This is a genomic window from Streptomyces sp. NBC_00009 (assembly GCF_045040855.1).
GTDB classification, from domain to species: Bacteria; Actinomycetota; Actinomycetes; order Streptomycetales; family Streptomycetaceae; genus Streptomyces; species Streptomyces aureus.
In genome coordinates this window covers 6,493,276-6,507,749 of the sequence record NZ_CP108312.1, presented here as the reverse complement: position 1 = coordinate 6,507,749, position 14,474 = coordinate 6,493,276, and the positions used below count along the sequence as shown (strand labels likewise).

The 14,474-nt window shown below is 69.6% G+C and carries 11 protein-coding genes; all 11 read right to left on the bottom strand.

The window, feature by feature from the left end; all coding sequences use genetic code 11:
• Positions 1 to 2: 2 nt before the first annotated feature.
• The 11 genes from OHA58_RS29385 to tkt all read right to left on the bottom strand — a co-directional run bounded on the left by OHA58_RS29385 (position 3) and on the right by tkt (position 14,460).
• The gene (locus OHA58_RS29385) at positions 3 to 992 is read right to left on the bottom strand and encodes an ABC transporter permease (protein WP_405482523.1); all 990 of its coding nucleotides are present in this window, start codon (positions 990 to 992) and stop codon (positions 3 to 5) included.
• Between the two features lie 10 nt (positions 993 to 1,002).
• Complete coding sequence (locus OHA58_RS29380; RefSeq protein ID WP_405482522.1) at positions 1,003 to 2,697, bottom strand: ABC transporter substrate-binding protein; 1,695 nt, start codon at positions 2,695 to 2,697, stop codon at positions 1,003 to 1,005.
• A 31-nt stretch (positions 2,698 to 2,728) separates the two neighbouring features.
• Positions 2,729 to 3,589, bottom strand: coding sequence for an ROK family protein (locus OHA58_RS29375; protein ID WP_405482520.1), 861 nt, complete (start codon positions 3,587 to 3,589; stop codon positions 2,729 to 2,731).
• Between the two features lie 194 nt (positions 3,590 to 3,783).
• Positions 3,784 to 5,475, bottom strand: a complete 1,692-nt coding sequence (locus OHA58_RS29370) for a carbohydrate binding domain-containing protein (RefSeq protein ID WP_405482519.1) — start codon at positions 5,473 to 5,475, stop codon at positions 3,784 to 3,786.
• Between the two features lie 112 nt (positions 5,476 to 5,587).
• Positions 5,588 to 6,187 (bottom strand): histidine phosphatase family protein, encoded by a 600-nt coding sequence (locus OHA58_RS29365; protein WP_405482518.1) that lies wholly within the window; start codon positions 6,185 to 6,187, stop codon positions 5,588 to 5,590.
• Positions 6,188 to 6,207: 20 nt separating this feature from the next.
• Positions 6,208 to 7,083, bottom strand: a complete 876-nt coding sequence (gene gnd / locus OHA58_RS29360; protein ID WP_405485245.1) for a phosphogluconate dehydrogenase (NAD(+)-dependent, decarboxylating) — start codon at positions 7,081 to 7,083, stop codon at positions 6,208 to 6,210.
• Between the two features lie 17 nt (positions 7,084 to 7,100).
• Complete coding sequence (pgi, locus tag OHA58_RS29355; RefSeq protein ID WP_405482517.1) at positions 7,101 to 8,747, bottom strand: glucose-6-phosphate isomerase; 1,647 nt, start codon at positions 8,745 to 8,747, stop codon at positions 7,101 to 7,103.
• A complete protein-coding gene (gene opcA / locus OHA58_RS29350; RefSeq protein WP_405482516.1) occupies positions 8,740 to 9,675 on the bottom strand; it encodes a glucose-6-phosphate dehydrogenase assembly protein OpcA in 936 nt (311 codons plus the stop codon). The genes pgi and opcA overlap by 8 nt, the downstream gene beginning before the upstream one ends.
• Positions 9,672 to 11,204: a glucose-6-phosphate dehydrogenase gene (zwf, locus tag OHA58_RS29345; protein ID WP_405482514.1), complete on the bottom strand. Its 1,533-nt coding sequence runs from the start codon at positions 11,202 to 11,204 to the stop codon at positions 9,672 to 9,674. The genes opcA and zwf overlap by 4 nt, the downstream gene beginning before the upstream one ends.
• A complete protein-coding gene (tal, locus tag OHA58_RS29340) occupies positions 11,201 to 12,337 on the bottom strand; it encodes a transaldolase (RefSeq protein ID WP_405482513.1) in 1,137 nt (378 codons plus the stop codon). Before tal ends, zwf begins: the two co-directional genes overlap by 4 nt.
• 38 nt (positions 12,338 to 12,375) lie before the next feature.
• Positions 12,376 to 14,460, bottom strand: coding sequence for a transketolase (gene tkt, locus OHA58_RS29335; protein WP_405482511.1), 2,085 nt, complete (start codon positions 14,458 to 14,460; stop codon positions 12,376 to 12,378).
• Between the last annotated feature and the right edge of the window lie 14 nt (positions 14,461 to 14,474).

Sequence of the window (14,474 nt, the reverse complement as noted above, 5' to 3'; positions counted from 1 at the left end):
GCTCACCCCTTTGCCCTGGCTCGCGGATCCAGCCACACGGTCGCGATGTCCACCGCGAGCAGCGCCACCAGGACGGCGACCGTGAACAGCATGAACAGGGCCTGCATCAGCGGGTAGTCGACGTTCTGGACGGCGTTGTAGAGGAGGTAGCCGATGCCGGGGTAGTTGAAGACGTACTCGATGAGGATCGCGCCCGAGATGACGAAGCCGAGGGACATGGCGAAGCCGGCGAGGTTGGGCAGGATCGCGTTGCGGGCCGCGTAGCCGTACATGATGCGGCGGGAGCCGAGGCCCTTGGCGCGGGCCATCCGGACGTAGTCCTCGGCCAGGGTGGTGATCATGTTGTTGCGCATGGTGAGGATCCAGCCACCGATCGTCGTGATGAGCAGCGTCGCCGCGGGCAGGACCGCGTGGGACAGGACGCTGCCCACGAAGCCCGGGGAGAAGCCGGGCACGATCGAGGTGTCGTAGTTGAAGTTGGCGGGGAGCCAGCCGCCGGTGCCCTGCGAGAAGATCAGGATGAGCAGCAGGCCCACCCAGAAGTAGGGCAGCGCCGAGGTGATCACGAAGATCGGCGGCAGGATCGCGTCGAGGGCGCCGCCGCGCCGCCAGCCCGAGACCGTGCCGATGAGCGTGCCCAGCACGAACGCGAGCACCGTGGTGATGCCGACGAGGCCCAGGGTCCAGGGCAGGGCGCCGCCGATCAGCTTGGTGACCGGCTCGCCCAGCGTCTGGCCGATGGAGCGGCCCCAGTTCCCGGTGAACATGTGGCCCAGGTAGTCGACGTACTGGACCGCCACGTTCTGGTCGGGCTTGAAGCCGAACGACGTCAGCATCTGTTCCAGCGCGTCCCGGGAGACCCGGCCGCGGGTGCGCACGACGAGCGCGTCGACCGGGTCGCCCGGCATGAAGCGCGGGATGAAGAAGTTCAGGGTGAGGGCCGCCCAGAGTGTGAGGAGAAAGAACCCCAGGCGGCGCAGTATGAAGCGCACAGGTCACCGCCTACTGGGCCGACTTGGAGTACAGGTGGGTGAGCACCTGGCCCGTGTCGGGGAAGTTGTAGGCCGCGGGCTGCGCGTAGGGGTTGTCCTCGGTGGGCCAGCCGGCGATGTCCTTGGTGTTGTACTGGAACCAGTCCACCGCCTCCACGACGGGGATCACCGGGACGTCGTCGATCATGTACTGGGCGACCTGCTTGACGATCTCGACCTGCTTGGTCTCGTCCGCCGACGCGTAGTCGTTGAGGAGCTGGTCGACCTTCGGGTTCTTGTAGCGCTGGTAGTTGCTGGTGGCGTTCTTGCCGAGGGGCGCGGTGTTCGCGGAGTGCAGCATCTGGCGCAGCTCGTAGTACGGGGTGGGGCCGCTGGTCTGCTGGTTGTAGTACGCCAGGTCGTAGTCACCGGTGTAGAGCTTGCCGACCATGGTCTGCTGCGCGAGGTCCTGGACGGTGAGGTCGATGCCGACGGCCTTCAGGTTCTGCTTGATGACGTTGAGGGAGGCGTCCCAGTCGGTGTAGCCGGTGATCGTGATGATCTTCAGCTTGAGGGGCTTGGACGGGGAGTAGCCGAGCTCGCCGAGGAGCTTCTTGGCGCGGGCCGGGTCCGGCTTGTCGAAGCCGGCCTTCGCCACGGCCGCCTTGTCGTAGTACTTGTCGAACGTCGGCGTCACGATGCCCGACTGGTTGGCGGCCGGCTCCTGCCCGCCGACCCCGATCTTGGAGACCTTGTCGCGGTCGACGGCGTACGAGATCGCCTGCCGGACCTTGAGGTTGCTGGACATCTTGTGGGACGGGTCGAGGTTCGGGTAGATGCCGACGTTCAGGACGGGCGGCGACCAGGTGTGGTTGTCGGCCGACTTGTCCAGGTAGAACTGCTTGATGCCCGGGATGAACTGGCTGCCCCACTGCGCCTTGCCGTTGGCGAGGTCGAGGTTGGCGGGACCGTTGTCCAGGTAGGCCGGGTACTCCACCTTCTGGATGTACGGCTTGCCCTGCTGCCAGTAGTCGGGGTTGGCGGTGTACTGGATGTTGTTCGGCGAGCAGGGGTTGACCTCGAACGGGCCGGTGCCAACGGGCTTCTTGTCGACCCAGGTGTCGGGGTGGGCGGCGGCCGCGCCGGTGCCGAAGACGTGCTCGGGCACGATGGCGACCTGGTGGGCGAACGCGTAGAAGTAGGGCTGCGCCGCCTTCTCGAACTTCAGGGTGACCTGGTCTCCGGAGGCGGTCGCCGACTGGAGTCCGGCCGTGGTCCACAGGGCGTACAGGTCGGTGGACTTGACGCGCTTCATGAGGTTGAAGGTGAAGGCGACGTCCTTGGCGGTGAACGCCTTGCCGTCGTTCCACTTCACTCCGGAGCGGACGCGGAAGTCGATCTGCGTCTTGTCGGCGTTCCACTTGTAGCTCTTGGCGAGCATCGGCGTCTCGGCCGCGTCCTTGAGCGTGTTGACGTAGATCAGGGGTTCGTAGACGAAGCCGATGGACGTGTTGTAGACGGCCGGGTTGAACGGATTGAAGTTGCAGGTCCAGGTCTGCCCCGCCGTGTTGGCGATGGTGACCGTGCCGCCCTTCTTCTTCGGGCCGCTGCCCTGTGTGGCGTTGTTGCCGTCGGAGTCGCCTTTGTGCTTGGTCTCCGAACAGGCCGTCGCCGTCACGGCGAGCGCGCCGATGACCGCTGCGGCGAGGATGCGCGTGGGCCTCATGTCCTGCCAGTCCCTTCGTGGGCCGGGTGCGTCAGGTTCCGGTGCGCGCGGCCTCGACGGCCAGCGCGAGTGCCCCGAGCAGGGGCGCGTCGTACGGGTGCGCTGCGGGTACGAGCTGCGGCGGGTAGGGCACGGCCGCGTCCAGGGCGGTGCGTAGCGGTGCGTGCAGAACGGCCCAGGAGCGGACCATGCCGCCGCCGACGACGATCCGCTCGGGATCGACGGCGATGGCGAGGTTGACGAGGTGGAAGGCCAGCTCGTCGATGAACTCACCAATGTGGTGGGCGAGTTCGGTGGACCCGTTCGCCTGCGCGGCCCGGCTGAGGGCCTTGCCGCTGACGACGTCCTCCAGCGGGATCCGGTCGCCCGGGCCGCGTCCGACGTCGGCGACCGTGCGCAGGTTGTAGCCGATCTCGCCGGACGCGCCGTGCCGTCCGGTCAGGACCGTGCCGCCGGCCACGATCGCGACGGCGAGGCCGGTGCCGAGGTTGACGTACAGGCCGGGGTCGCAGTCCTTGAGCGCCCCCGCGTCGTACTCGTAGCGGGCCGCGGCCTTGACGTCGGTGGCCAGGCGCAGCTCCGACTCCGGGAATTCCAGGGCGAGTTCACGCCCGAGGGCGAGCTCTTCCCAGCCGGGGATGTTCGGTGCGAGGGCGACGCCGTCGGTGCCGGGGATGCCGATCGTGGAGACTCCGACGGCGACCGGTTCGAGGTCGGCGAGGAGCGTGCGCGCGGCGTCGACGGCCCGCTTGAGGCCGGCTTCGGCGCCCAGTTCGGCGCTGGTCTCGACGGTCAGGTCGTGCAGTCGGGTGCCCTGGGTGTCGGCGACGGTCAGCGCGGTCTTCGTGCCGCCGAAGTCGAGTGCCAGGACGACGGGTGGGGTCACGTCCACATGGAGCTCCTCACGCGGGAGGGAGGCGCCAGTAAAGTTACGTAACTAAACGAGGTTGCCCGGGACTGTACGCGCGATGGGTCGCCTGCGTAAGTCCCCTCGCCCGCAAGGACGTTGACGATCTTTCGGGGCTTCGGGGGAACGGCAAAGCCCCCGGGAGAACCCGGGGGCCCGTCCGGTGCGTACGCGCGTGCTCAGCCGGTGAACCCGGCGGTGATCTTCGTGAACTGCCAGTTGTCCTGGCTGATGCCGGAGCAGTTCTCCGCCACTCCCCCGCCCGCGCACGGCCGGTCTCGGTTGACCGACCAGAAGGCGAGGCGCGCGATGTGGTGGCTGTTGGACCAGTCCTTGACCTGCGTCCAGATCGCCGGCGTCGTGGTCTCCTGCTGGTCGCTGAGGCCGTTCATGCCGGAGATGCCGATGTGCGCGTACGCCGTCGTGTCGTCCCAGCCGAAGACGGACTTGAGCTTGGTCTTGAGGCCCTCGGCGGCGTTCACGGTGCTGCCGTACATGTCGGAGCCGCCGCCGAAGTCGAACGGCATGATCGTGAAGACGTCGATGTCCGCGTTCAGGGCCTTGGACTGCTCGATGAGGCGGTTGCCGTAGTACGTCGGTCCGGTCGTCGAGGTGCCGAAGGTGAGGATCGTGCGCAGGCCCGGGTTGTTGGCCTTGACGATCTTCAGGGCGCCCAGGATGCGGTCCTGGACGGCTTCGTTCTCGAACTCGTCGGAGTTCTCGATGTCGACGTCGATGGCCTTGAGCCCGTAAGCGTCGATGACCTTCTGGTAGGCGCCCGCGAGGGCCTCGGGGGTCGAGCAGTTGGGGCCGAGCTTGTTGCCGCTCCAGCCGCCGATCGAGGGGACGATGTCGCCGCCCGCGGAGCGGATGGCGTTGATCGCGGTCTGGTCCTGGCCGCCGGTGAGGGCGCGCTGGCCGTCCCAGGCGGGGTTGCAGCCGCCGGAGGAGAGGACGAACGCCATCGTGAACCACTTGACGCCGGTCGCGTTCATCACCGTGGCCGGGCTGGGCGGGTCACCCCAGCCGGTGTAGAAGTACGGGGCCGCCTGCTTGAAGCCGGTGCCGCCCCCGGAGCCCTGATCCGTGGTCACGGAGACCGAGTTGGAGGCGGCCGAGGCGTTGCCGGCCGCGTCATGGGCCTTGACCGTGAAGGCGTACGCGGTGCTCGGGGAGAGGCCGCTGACGGTGGCGCTCGTGCCGGAGACCGTCAGGAGCTTGTTGCTGCCGCCGCTGTAGATGTCGTAGCCGGTGACGCCGACGTTGTCGCTCGCCCCGGTCCAGGACAGGGAGACGCTCGTCGAGGTCTTGCCGGTGGACTTCAGCGCCGTCGGAGCGGTGGGCGCCTGGGTGTCGCCGCCTCCGCCGCCGGGCCCGTCGAGGCTGATGTCGTCGGCGTAGTAGGTGCCTTGCGCGTACCAGCCCTGGGTGTAGACGGTGGCGCTGGTCTGGGAGGCGCCGGTCGTGAACTGCACGGTGAGCTGGCTGTACGCGGTCGGGGACTGCGTCCAGGTCGAGGCACCGCCGTCCACGCCGAGGTAGACGTAGTTGCCGCGCACCCAGCCCGAGAGGGTGTACGCGGTGTTCGGCTGGACGGAGACGGTCTGGCTGCACTTCGCGTTGTCGCTGGAACTGGCCGCCCCCGACAGGGCTTTGGTGCCGCCGTGGACCGGGCTGGACACGACCGAGCCGAGCCCGCCGGAGCAGGTCCACGGGCTCGTGCTGCCGCTTTCGAAGCCCGCGTTGGACAGCACGTTCGCCGCCTGTGCGGTGGTGGGGAGGGCGACCGCGCCGGCCACGGCGAGTGCGGCGGATCCGATGAGGGCGAGAAGGCGGGGCCTTGCGGAGCGTCTCTTGCGTCTGGAGAACACATGAACTCCCGGTGGGGGCAAGGGGATTGGACCGGACACCAGCGGCGCGCGAGGCGCGACCACCAAGTTGGTATGGACCAATCCCCTTGTCAAGACCCCGCGTTCACTCGGCTCACTCGTGTCCCGGCGCCCGCACGTTCCACTCCGCAATCACCGGTCGCCCGTGCTCCGTCGAAAGGCGGCTCACCGTCCCGGTCGCCAGCTGGAACAGCCGGCCGTCCGCCGGGGCGAGGCCCAGGCGACGGGCCGTGAGAACACGCAGGACGTGGGCGTGGGCCACGAGGACCACATCGCCCTCCGCGAGCGCGGGGGCCACGCGGGCCAGGACGCGGTCGGCCCGCTCCCCCACGGCCTCCGGGGACTCGCCCGGCCCGCCCTCAGGTCCCTGCGGGACGCCCTGGGTCCACAGGTCCCAGTCAGGGCGGGTGCGGTGGATCTCGCGGGTGGTGACGCCTTCGTAGGCGCCGTAGTGCCACTCGTGGAGATCCGGCTCGGGCCTGGCCCCGCTCAGGCCCGCGAGGTCGGCGGTGCGGACCGCGCGGCCGAGCGGGCTGGTGAGGACGAGGGCGTACGGACGTCCGGCGAGGAGCGGGGCGAGGGACTTGGCCTGTTCCTCGCCGGCTTGCGTGAGGGGCTTGTCCGTCCAGCTGGTGTGCTGTCCGGACAGGCTCCACTCCGTTTCGCCGTGGCGTACCAGCAGGAGGTCGCCCATGGCTGTCGTCTCCCTCTGACTTACTTCTTCTCGACGGCGTGGCCGCCGAACTGGTTGCGCAGCGCGGCGATCATCTTCATCTGCGGCGAGTCGTCCTGGCGCGAGGCGAACCGCGCGAAGAGGGACGCGGTGATCGCGGGCAGCGGCACCGCGTTGTCGATGGCCGCCTCGACGGTCCAGCGGCCCTCACCGGAGTCGGCGGCGAAGCCGCGCAGCTTCTCCAGGTGCTCGTCGTCGTCCAGCGCGTTGACCGCCAGGTCGAGCAGCCAGGAACGGATGACCGTGCCCTCCTGCCAGGAGCGGAAGACCTCACGCACATCGGTGACGGAGTCGACCTTCTCCAGCAGCTCCCAGCCCTCGGCGTAAGCCTGCATCATGGCGTACTCGATGCCGTTGTGAACCATCTTGGAGAAGTGCCCGGCGCCGACCTTGCCGGCGTGGACGTAGCCGAAGTCGCCTTCGGGCTTGAGGGCGTCGAAGACGGGCTGGACGCGGGCGATGTGCTCCTTGTCGCCGCCGACCATGAGGGCGTAGCCGTTCTCCAGGCCCCAGACGCCGCCGGAGACGCCGGCGTCGACGAAGCCGATGCCCTTGGTGGCGAGCTCGGCGGCGTGCTTCTCGTCGTCGGTCCAGCGGGAGTTGCCGCCGTCCACGACGATGTCGCCGGGCGAGAGAAGCTCCTTCAGCTCGTCGATCGTCGACTGGGTGGCGGCGCCCGCGGGGACCATCACCCAGACCACGCGCGGGCCTTCGAGCTGCTCGACGAGCTCGGCGAGGCTGCTGACGTCGGCGAGGTCGGGGTTGCGGTCGTATCCGATGACGGTGTGGCCCGCGCGGCGTATGCGCTCGCGCATGTTGCCGCCCATCTTGCCGAGGCCGATGAGTCCGAGCTGTATCGCGGTCATGTCTGTCTTCACTTCTTCCGGAGCGTGCGGTAGGTGGCGACGAGCGCCTGGGTGGAGGCATCGAGGCCGGGGACGTCGGCGCCCTGGGTGAGGGCGGGTTCGACGCGCTTGGCGAGGACCTTGCCGAGTTCGACGCCCCACTGGTCGAAGGAGTCGATGTTCCAGACGGCGCCCTGGACGAACACCTTGTGCTCGTAGAGGGCGATGAGCTGGCCCAGGACGGAGGGGGTGAGTTCCTTCGCCAGGATGGTGGTCGTGGGGTGGTTGCCCTTGAAGGTGCGGTGGGGCACCTGCGCCTCGGCGACGCCCTCGGCGCGGACCTCGTCGGCGGTCTTGCCGAAGGCGAGGGCCTGACCCTGCGCGAACAGGTTCGCCATCAACAGGTCGTGCTGGTCGGCCAGTTGAGCGGAGAGCTCGCCGACCGGGCGGGCGAAGCCGATCAGGTCGGCCGGGATGAGCTTCGTTCCCTGGTGGATGAGCTGGTAGTAGGCGTGCTGCCCGTTGGTGCCGGGGGTGCCCCAGACGACGGGTCCCGTCTGCCAGTCCACCGGGCGTCCCTCGCGGTCCACGGACTTGCCGTTGGACTCCATGTCGAGCTGCTGGAGGTACGCCGTGAACTTGGACAGGTAGTGCGAGTACGGCAGGACCGCGTGCGACTGGGCGCCGTGGAAGTTGCCGTACCAGATGCCCAACAGGCCCATCAGGAGCGGGGCGTTGGACTCGGCGGGGGCGGTGCGGAAGTGCTCGTCGACGAGGTGGAACCCGTCGAGCATCTCCCGGAAGGCGTCCGGGCCGATCGCGATCATCAGCGAGAGGCCGATGGCCGAGTCGTACGAGTAACGGCCGCCGACCCAGTCCCAGAACTCGAACATGTTGGCCGTGTCGATGCCGAAGTCGGAGACCTTCTCGGCGTTCGTCGACAGGGCGACAAAGTGCTTCGCGACCGCGGAGTCGTCGCCGAGCGCCTTGAGCAGCCAGCTGCGTGCCGCCGTGGCGTTGGTGATCGTCTCGATGGTCGTGAACGTCTTCGAGGCGATGATGAACAGCGTCTCGGCCGGGTCGAGGTCACGGACGGCCTCGTGCAGGTCCGCACCGTCCACGTTCGACACGAAACGGACCGTCAGACCGCGGTCGGTGAAGGACCGCAGGGCCTCGTACGCCATCGCGGGACCGAGGTCGGAGCCGCCGATGCCGATGTTCACGACGTTCTTGATCCGCTTGCCGGTGTGGCCCGTCCACTCCCCCGAACGGACCTTGTCCGCGAAGGCAGCCATCTTGTCCAGCACGGCATGCACCTGCGGGACGACATCGACACCGTCGACCTCGATCACCGCGTCACGCGGGGCCCGCAGCGCTGTGTGCAGCACGGCCCGGTCCTCCGTCGTGTTGATCTTCTCGCCGCGGAACATGGCGTCGCGCTGCCCGAACACGTCGGTGGCGGTGGCCAGTTCCTGGAGCAGGGCGAGCGTCTCGTCCGTGATCAGGTGCTTGGAGTAGTCGATGTGCAGGTCGCCGACCTGGACGGTGTAGCGCCCTGCGCGCTCCGGGTCGGTGGCGAACAGGTCCCGCAGATGGACCTGGCGCTGCTTCGCGCGGTGGTCCGACAGGGCCGTCCACTGGGGGCGGACCGTGAGGTGCGGGGTGGTGTCAGGCATGTTGAACGCGCTCCTTGGTGCCGTCGCCGCGCAGGGCGACCGCGTACATCTCGTCCGCGTCGAGGCGGCGGAGTTCTTCGGCGATCAGCTCGGAGGTGGTGCGGACCTTGAGGGCCAGGGTGCGCTGCGGCTGGCCGGGCAGGGTGAGCTGCGCGAGGGGGCCCTCGGGGCGGTCGATGCGGATCTCGCCGCCGGCCGTGCCGAGGCGGACGGCGGTGACGACCGGGCCCGCGGTGGTGACGCGCTCGACGGGCACGCCGAGGCGGGCGCCCAGCCAGCGGGCGAGCAGCTCGGCGCTGGGGTTCTCGGCCTCGCTCTCGACGGCCGCCGAGATGATCTCGGCGCCGGCCTGGTCGAGGGCGGCGGCGAGCATGGAGCGCCACGGGGTGAGGCGGGTCCAGGCCAGATCGGTGTCGCCGGGGGCGTACGAGGCGGCGCGGGCGGCCAGCGCGGACAGCGGGTCCTCGACGGCGTACGTGTCGGTGATGCGGCGCTGGGCGAGCGCACCCAGGGGGTCCTTGGCGGGAACCTCGGGGGCGTCGACGGGCCACCAGACGACGACGGGCGCGTCCGGGAGCAGCAGCGGCAGGACGACGGAGTCGGCGTGCTGGCCGACCTCGCCGTACAGGCGCAGCAGGACGGTCTCGCCGGTGCCGGCGTCCGCGCCGACCCTGACCTCGGCGTCGAGGCGGTTGCCCTGGCGGTCGCGGGGCGAGCGGGCGTGCCGCTTGATCACGACGAGGGTGCGCGAGGGGTGCTCTCGGGAGGCCTCCTCGGCGGCCTTGATGGAGTCGTAGGCGTTCTCCTCGTCGGTCACGATGACCATCGTGAGGACCATGCCCACGGCCGGGGTGCCAATCGCCCTGCGGCCCTGCACCAAAGCCTTGTTGACCTTGCTTGCCGTCGTGTCGGTGAGGTCGATCTTCATGGCCTGCGCCAGCTCCGTCCGTCTCGTGCGAGCATCTCGTCCGCTTCCTTCGGGCCCCAGCTTCCCGAGGCGTACTGCGCGGGCCGGCCATGGGTGTCCCAGTGGCCCTCGATCGGGTCGAGGATCTTCCAGGACTCCTCCACCTCCTCCGTGCGGGGGAAGAGGTTGGCGTCGCCGAGCAGGACGTCCAGGATGAGCCGTTCGTACGCCTCCGGGCTGGACTCGGTGAAGGACTCGCCGTAGGCGAAGTCCATCGACACGTCCCGGATCTCCATCGACGTACCCGGGACCTTCGAGCCGAAGCGTACGGTCATGCCCTCGTCGGGCTGGACGCGGATGACCACGGCGTTCTGGCCGAGTTCCTCCGTGGCGGTGGAGTCGAACGGGGAGTGGGGGGCGCGCTGGAAGACGACGGCGATCTCGGTGACGCGGCGGCCGAGGCGCTTGCCGGTGCGCAGATAGAAGGGGACGCCCGCCCAGCGGCGGTTGTCGACCTCCAGCTTGATGGCCGCGTAGGTGTCGGTCTTCGACTTGGGGTCGATGCCGTCTTCCTGGAGGTAGCCGGGGACCTTCTCTCCGCCCTGCCAGCCGGGCGCGTACTGGGCGCGGACGGTGTGCTCGCCGAGATTCTCGGGCAGCCGAACCGACTTGAGGACCTTGAGCTTCTCGGTGAGGAGCGACTCGGCGTCGAAGGAGGCCGGCTCCTCCATGGCGGTGAGGGCCATGAGCTGGAGGAGGTGGTTCTGGATGACGTCGCGGGCGGCGCCGATGCCGTCGTAGTAGCCGGCGCGGCCGCCGATGCCGATGTCCTCGGCCATCGTGATCTGCACGTGGTCGACGTAACTCCGGTTCCAGATGGGTTCGTACATCTGGTTGGCGAAGCGGAGGGCCAGGATGTTCTGGACGGTCTCCTTGCCGAGGTAGTGGTCGATGCGGAAGACCTGGTCGGGGGCGAAGACGTCGTGCACGATCGCGTTGAGTTCGCGGGCGCTGGCGAGGTCGTGGCCGAACGGCTTCTCGATGACGGCGCGGCGCCAGGAGCCCTTGGGGCCGTCCGCGAGGCCGTGCTTCTTGAGCTGCTGCACGACCTGCGGGAAGAACTTCGGCGGCACGGAGAGGTAGAAGGCGTAGTTGCCGCTCGTGCCGCGCTTCTCGTCGAGGTCGTCGACGGCCTCGCGCAGCTGCTTGAACGCCGTGTCGTCGTCGAAGTCGCCGGGGATGAAGCGCATGCCCTCGACGAGCTGCTGCCAGACCTCCTCGCGGAACTCCGTGCGGGAGTGCTCGCGCACCGCGTCGTGGACGACCTGGGCGAAGTCCTGGTCCTCCCACTCGCGGCGGGCGAAGCCGACGAGCGAGAAGCCCGGCGGCAGCAGTCCGCGGTTGGCGAGGTCGTAGACGGCCGGCATCAGCTTCTTGCGGGAGAGGTCGCCGGTGACGCCGAAGATGACGAGCCCGGAGGGGCCCGCGATGCGCGGCAGGCGGCGGTCGCGGGGGTCCCTCAGCGGGTTCTGCCAAGCGGTGGTGCTCACTTGGCCTGCGCCTCCTTGCCGGCGAGGCGGTTCGCGACGGTGCCGAGCAGGTCGTTCCACGCGACGTCGAACTTGGCGACGCCCTCGTCCTCGAGCTGCTGGACGACCTCGTCGTAGGAGATGCCGAGCGCGTCGACGGCCTTGAGGTCGGCGCGGGCCTGCTCGTAGCCGCCCGTCACCGTGTCACCGGTGATCTCGCCGTGGTCGGCGGTGGCCTTCAGGGTGCCCTCCGGCATCGTGTTGACCGTGCCGGGGGCGACGAGCTCGTCGACGTACAGGGTGTCCTTGTACGCGGGGTCCTTGACGCCGGTGGAGGCCCACAGCGGGCGCTGCTTGTTGGCGCCGGCGGTCTCCAGCTTCGTGGCGCGCCCGGAGGCGAAGACCTCTTCGTACGCCTCGTAGGCGAGGCGGGCGTTGGCGAGGGCGGCCCTGCCCTTGAGGGACTTGGCTTCGTCGGTGCCGACCTGGTCGAGGCGCTTGTCGATCTCGGCGTCGACGCGCGAGACGAAGAAGGAGGCGACGGAGTGGATGCCGGCCAGGTCGATGCCCGCGGCCTGCGCCTTCTCCAGGCCCGCGAGGTAGGCGTCCATGACGGCCTTGTAGCGGTCGAGGGAGAAGATCAGCGTGACGTTGACGCTGATGCCGAGGCCGATGACCTCGGTGATGGCCGGGAGGCCCGCCTTCGTCGCCGGGATCTTGATCATGACGTTCGGGCGGTCGACCAGCCAGGACAGCTGCTTGGCCTCGGCGACGGTGGCCTCGGTGTTGTGGGCCAGGCGCGGGTCGACCTCGATGGAGACGCGGCCGTCGCGGCCCTGCGTCGCGTCGTACACGGGGCGCAGGATGTCGGCGGCGGCGCGGACGTCGGCGGTGGTCATCATGCGGACCGCCTCGTCGACGGTGACGCCGCGGGTGGCGAGGTCGGCGAGCTGCTCCTCGTAGCCCTCGCCGGAGCCGATGGCCGCCTGGAAGATCGAGGGGTTCGTCGTGACGCCCACGACGTGGCTGTTCTCGATCAGTTCGGCGAGGTTGCCGGACTCGATGCGCTTGCGGGACAGGTCGTCCAGCCAGATGGAAACGCCTTCGCCGGCAAGGGACTTGAGGGGCGTGACGGTAGAGTCGGCGTTGCTCATGTTCTTCATCTTCTTTCGGGTGTACGGGTGCGTACGGGTCAGGCGCGGGCGGCGGTGAGGGACTCGCGCGCCTGGGCGGCGATGTTGTCGGCGGTGAAGCCGTACTCGGCGAAGAGCGTGGCGGCGTCGGCGGAGGCGCCGAAGTGCTCCAGGGAGACGATGCGTCCGGCGTCGCCGACGTAGCGGTACCAGGTCAGTCCGATGCCGGCCTCGACGGCGACGCGCGCCTTCACGGACGACGGCAGGACGCTGTCCTTGTAGTCCTGCGACTGCTCCTCGAACCACTCGACGGACGGCATCGACACGACGCGCGTGCCGATCCCCTCGGCCTCCAGCTGCTCGCGGGCGGCCACGGCGAGGTGCACCTCGGAGCCGGTCGCGATCAGGATGAGGTCGGGCGTCTCGGTGGAGGCCTCGCGCAGGACGTAACCGCCCTTCGCCGCCCGCTCGTCGAGCTCGTACGTGGGCACGCCCTGGCGGGTCAGCGCGAGGCCGTGCGGGGCGGGCTTGGTCGTGCCGCGGCGCAGGATCTCGCGCCAGGCGACAGCGGTCTCGTTGGCGTCGGCCGGGCGGACGATGTTCAGGCCCGGGATGGCGCGCAGGGAGGCGAGGTGCTCGACGGGCTGGTGCGTGGGGCCGTCCTCGCCCAGGCCGATGGAGTCGTGGGTCCACACGTACGTGACGGGGAGCTGCATCAGCGCGGAGAGGCGGACGGCGTTGCGCATGTAGTCCGAGAAGACGAGGAACGTGCCGCCGTAGATGCGGGTGTTGCCGTGCAGCGCGATGCCGTTCATCTCGGCGGCCATCGAGTGCTCGCGGATGCCGAAGTGGATCGTGCGGCCGTACGGGTCGGCCTCCGGCAGCGGGTTGCCCTTGGGCAGGAACGAACTGGCCTTGTCGATGGTCGTGTTGTTCGAGCCCGCGAGGTCGGCGGAGCCGCCCCACAGCTCGGGGATGACCGGGCCGAGCGCCTGGAGGACCTTGCCGGACGCGGCGCGCGTCGCGACCTTCGTGCCCTCGTCGAAGGACGGGAGTGCCTGCTCCCAGCCCTCGGGGAGGCGGCCGGCGACGACGCGGTCGAGGAGGGCGGAGCGCTCGGGCTCGGCCGTGCGCCACTCGCCGAGCAGCTTGTCCCACTCGGCGTGCGCGTCGGCGCCGCGGTCGAGGGCCCCGCGGGTGTGGGCGATGACGTCGTCGGCGACCTCGAAGGTCTGCTCCGGGTCGAAGCCGAGGACGCGCTTGGTGGCGGCGATCTCCTCGGCGCCGAGGGCGGAGCCGTGGGACGCCTCGGTGTTCTGCGCGTTCGGGGCGGGCCAGGCGATGATCGTGCGCATCGCGATGATGGACGGGCGGCCGGTCTCGGCCTTCGCCGCGGCCAGGGCCTCGTACAGCGCCTGCACGTCGGTGTCGCCGTCGGCCTTGGGCTCGATGCGCTGGACGTGCCAGCCGTAGGCCTCGTACCGCTTCAGGACGTCCTCGGAGAACGCGGTGGCGGTGTCGCCCTCGATGGAGATGTGGTTGTCGTCGTAGACGAAGACGAGGTTGCCGAGCTTCTGGTGGCCGGCGAGGGAGGAGGCCTCGGCGGAGATGCCCTCCTCCAGGTCGCCGTCGGAGACGATCGCCCAGATGGTGTGGTCGAAGGGGGACTCGCCCTCGGGTGCCTCGGGGTCGAAGAGGCCGCGCTCGTAGCGGGCGGCCATCGCCATGCCGACGGCGTTGGCGACGCCCTGGCCGAGGGGCCCGGTCGTCGTCTCGACACCGGCGGTGTGGCCGTACTCGGGGTGGCCGGGGGTCTTCGAGCCGTGGGTGCGGAACGCCTTCAGGTCGTCCAGTTCCAGCTCGTAGCCGGAGAGGAAGAGCTGGGTGTAGAGGGTGAGGCTGGTGTGGCCCGGGGAGAGGACGAAGCGGTCTCGGCCGGTCCACTCGGGGTCGGCCGGGTCGTGGCGCATGACCTTCTGGAAGAGGGTGTACGCGGCGGGGGCCAGGCTCATCGCCGTACCCGGGTGGCCGTTGCCGACCCGCTGCACGGCGTCGGCCGCGAGCAGGCGCGCGGTGTCGACGGCACGCCGGTCGAGGTCGCTCCACTCGAAGGGGCCGAGGGCGTCCGGTGTCTGCGTGCTCATCTGTACGACTTCCT

What these genes read in the sequence shown, in the direction of transcription:
- opcA (WP_405482516.1), bottom strand. Translation starts at nt 9,675, where the DNA reads ATGAAGATCGACCTCACCGACACGACGGCAAGCAAGGTCAACAAGGCT.
- tal (WP_405482513.1), bottom strand. Translation starts at nt 12,337, where the DNA reads ATGAGCAACGCCGACTCTACCGTCACGCCCCTCAAGTCCCTTGCCGGC.
- OHA58_RS29380 (WP_405482522.1), bottom strand. Translation starts at nt 2,697, where the DNA reads ATGAGGCCCACGCGCATCCTCGCCGCAGCGGTCATCGGCGCGCTCGCC.
- tkt (WP_405482511.1), bottom strand. Translation starts at nt 14,460, where the DNA reads ATGAGCACGCAGACACCGGACGCCCTCGGCCCCTTCGAGTGGAGCGAC.
- OHA58_RS29365 (WP_405482518.1), bottom strand. Translation starts at nt 6,187, where the DNA reads ATGGGCGACCTCCTGCTGGTACGCCACGGCGAAACGGAGTGGAGCCTG.
- pgi (WP_405482517.1), bottom strand. Translation starts at nt 8,747, where the DNA reads ATGCCTGACACCACCCCGCACCTCACGGTCCGCCCCCAGTGGACGGCC.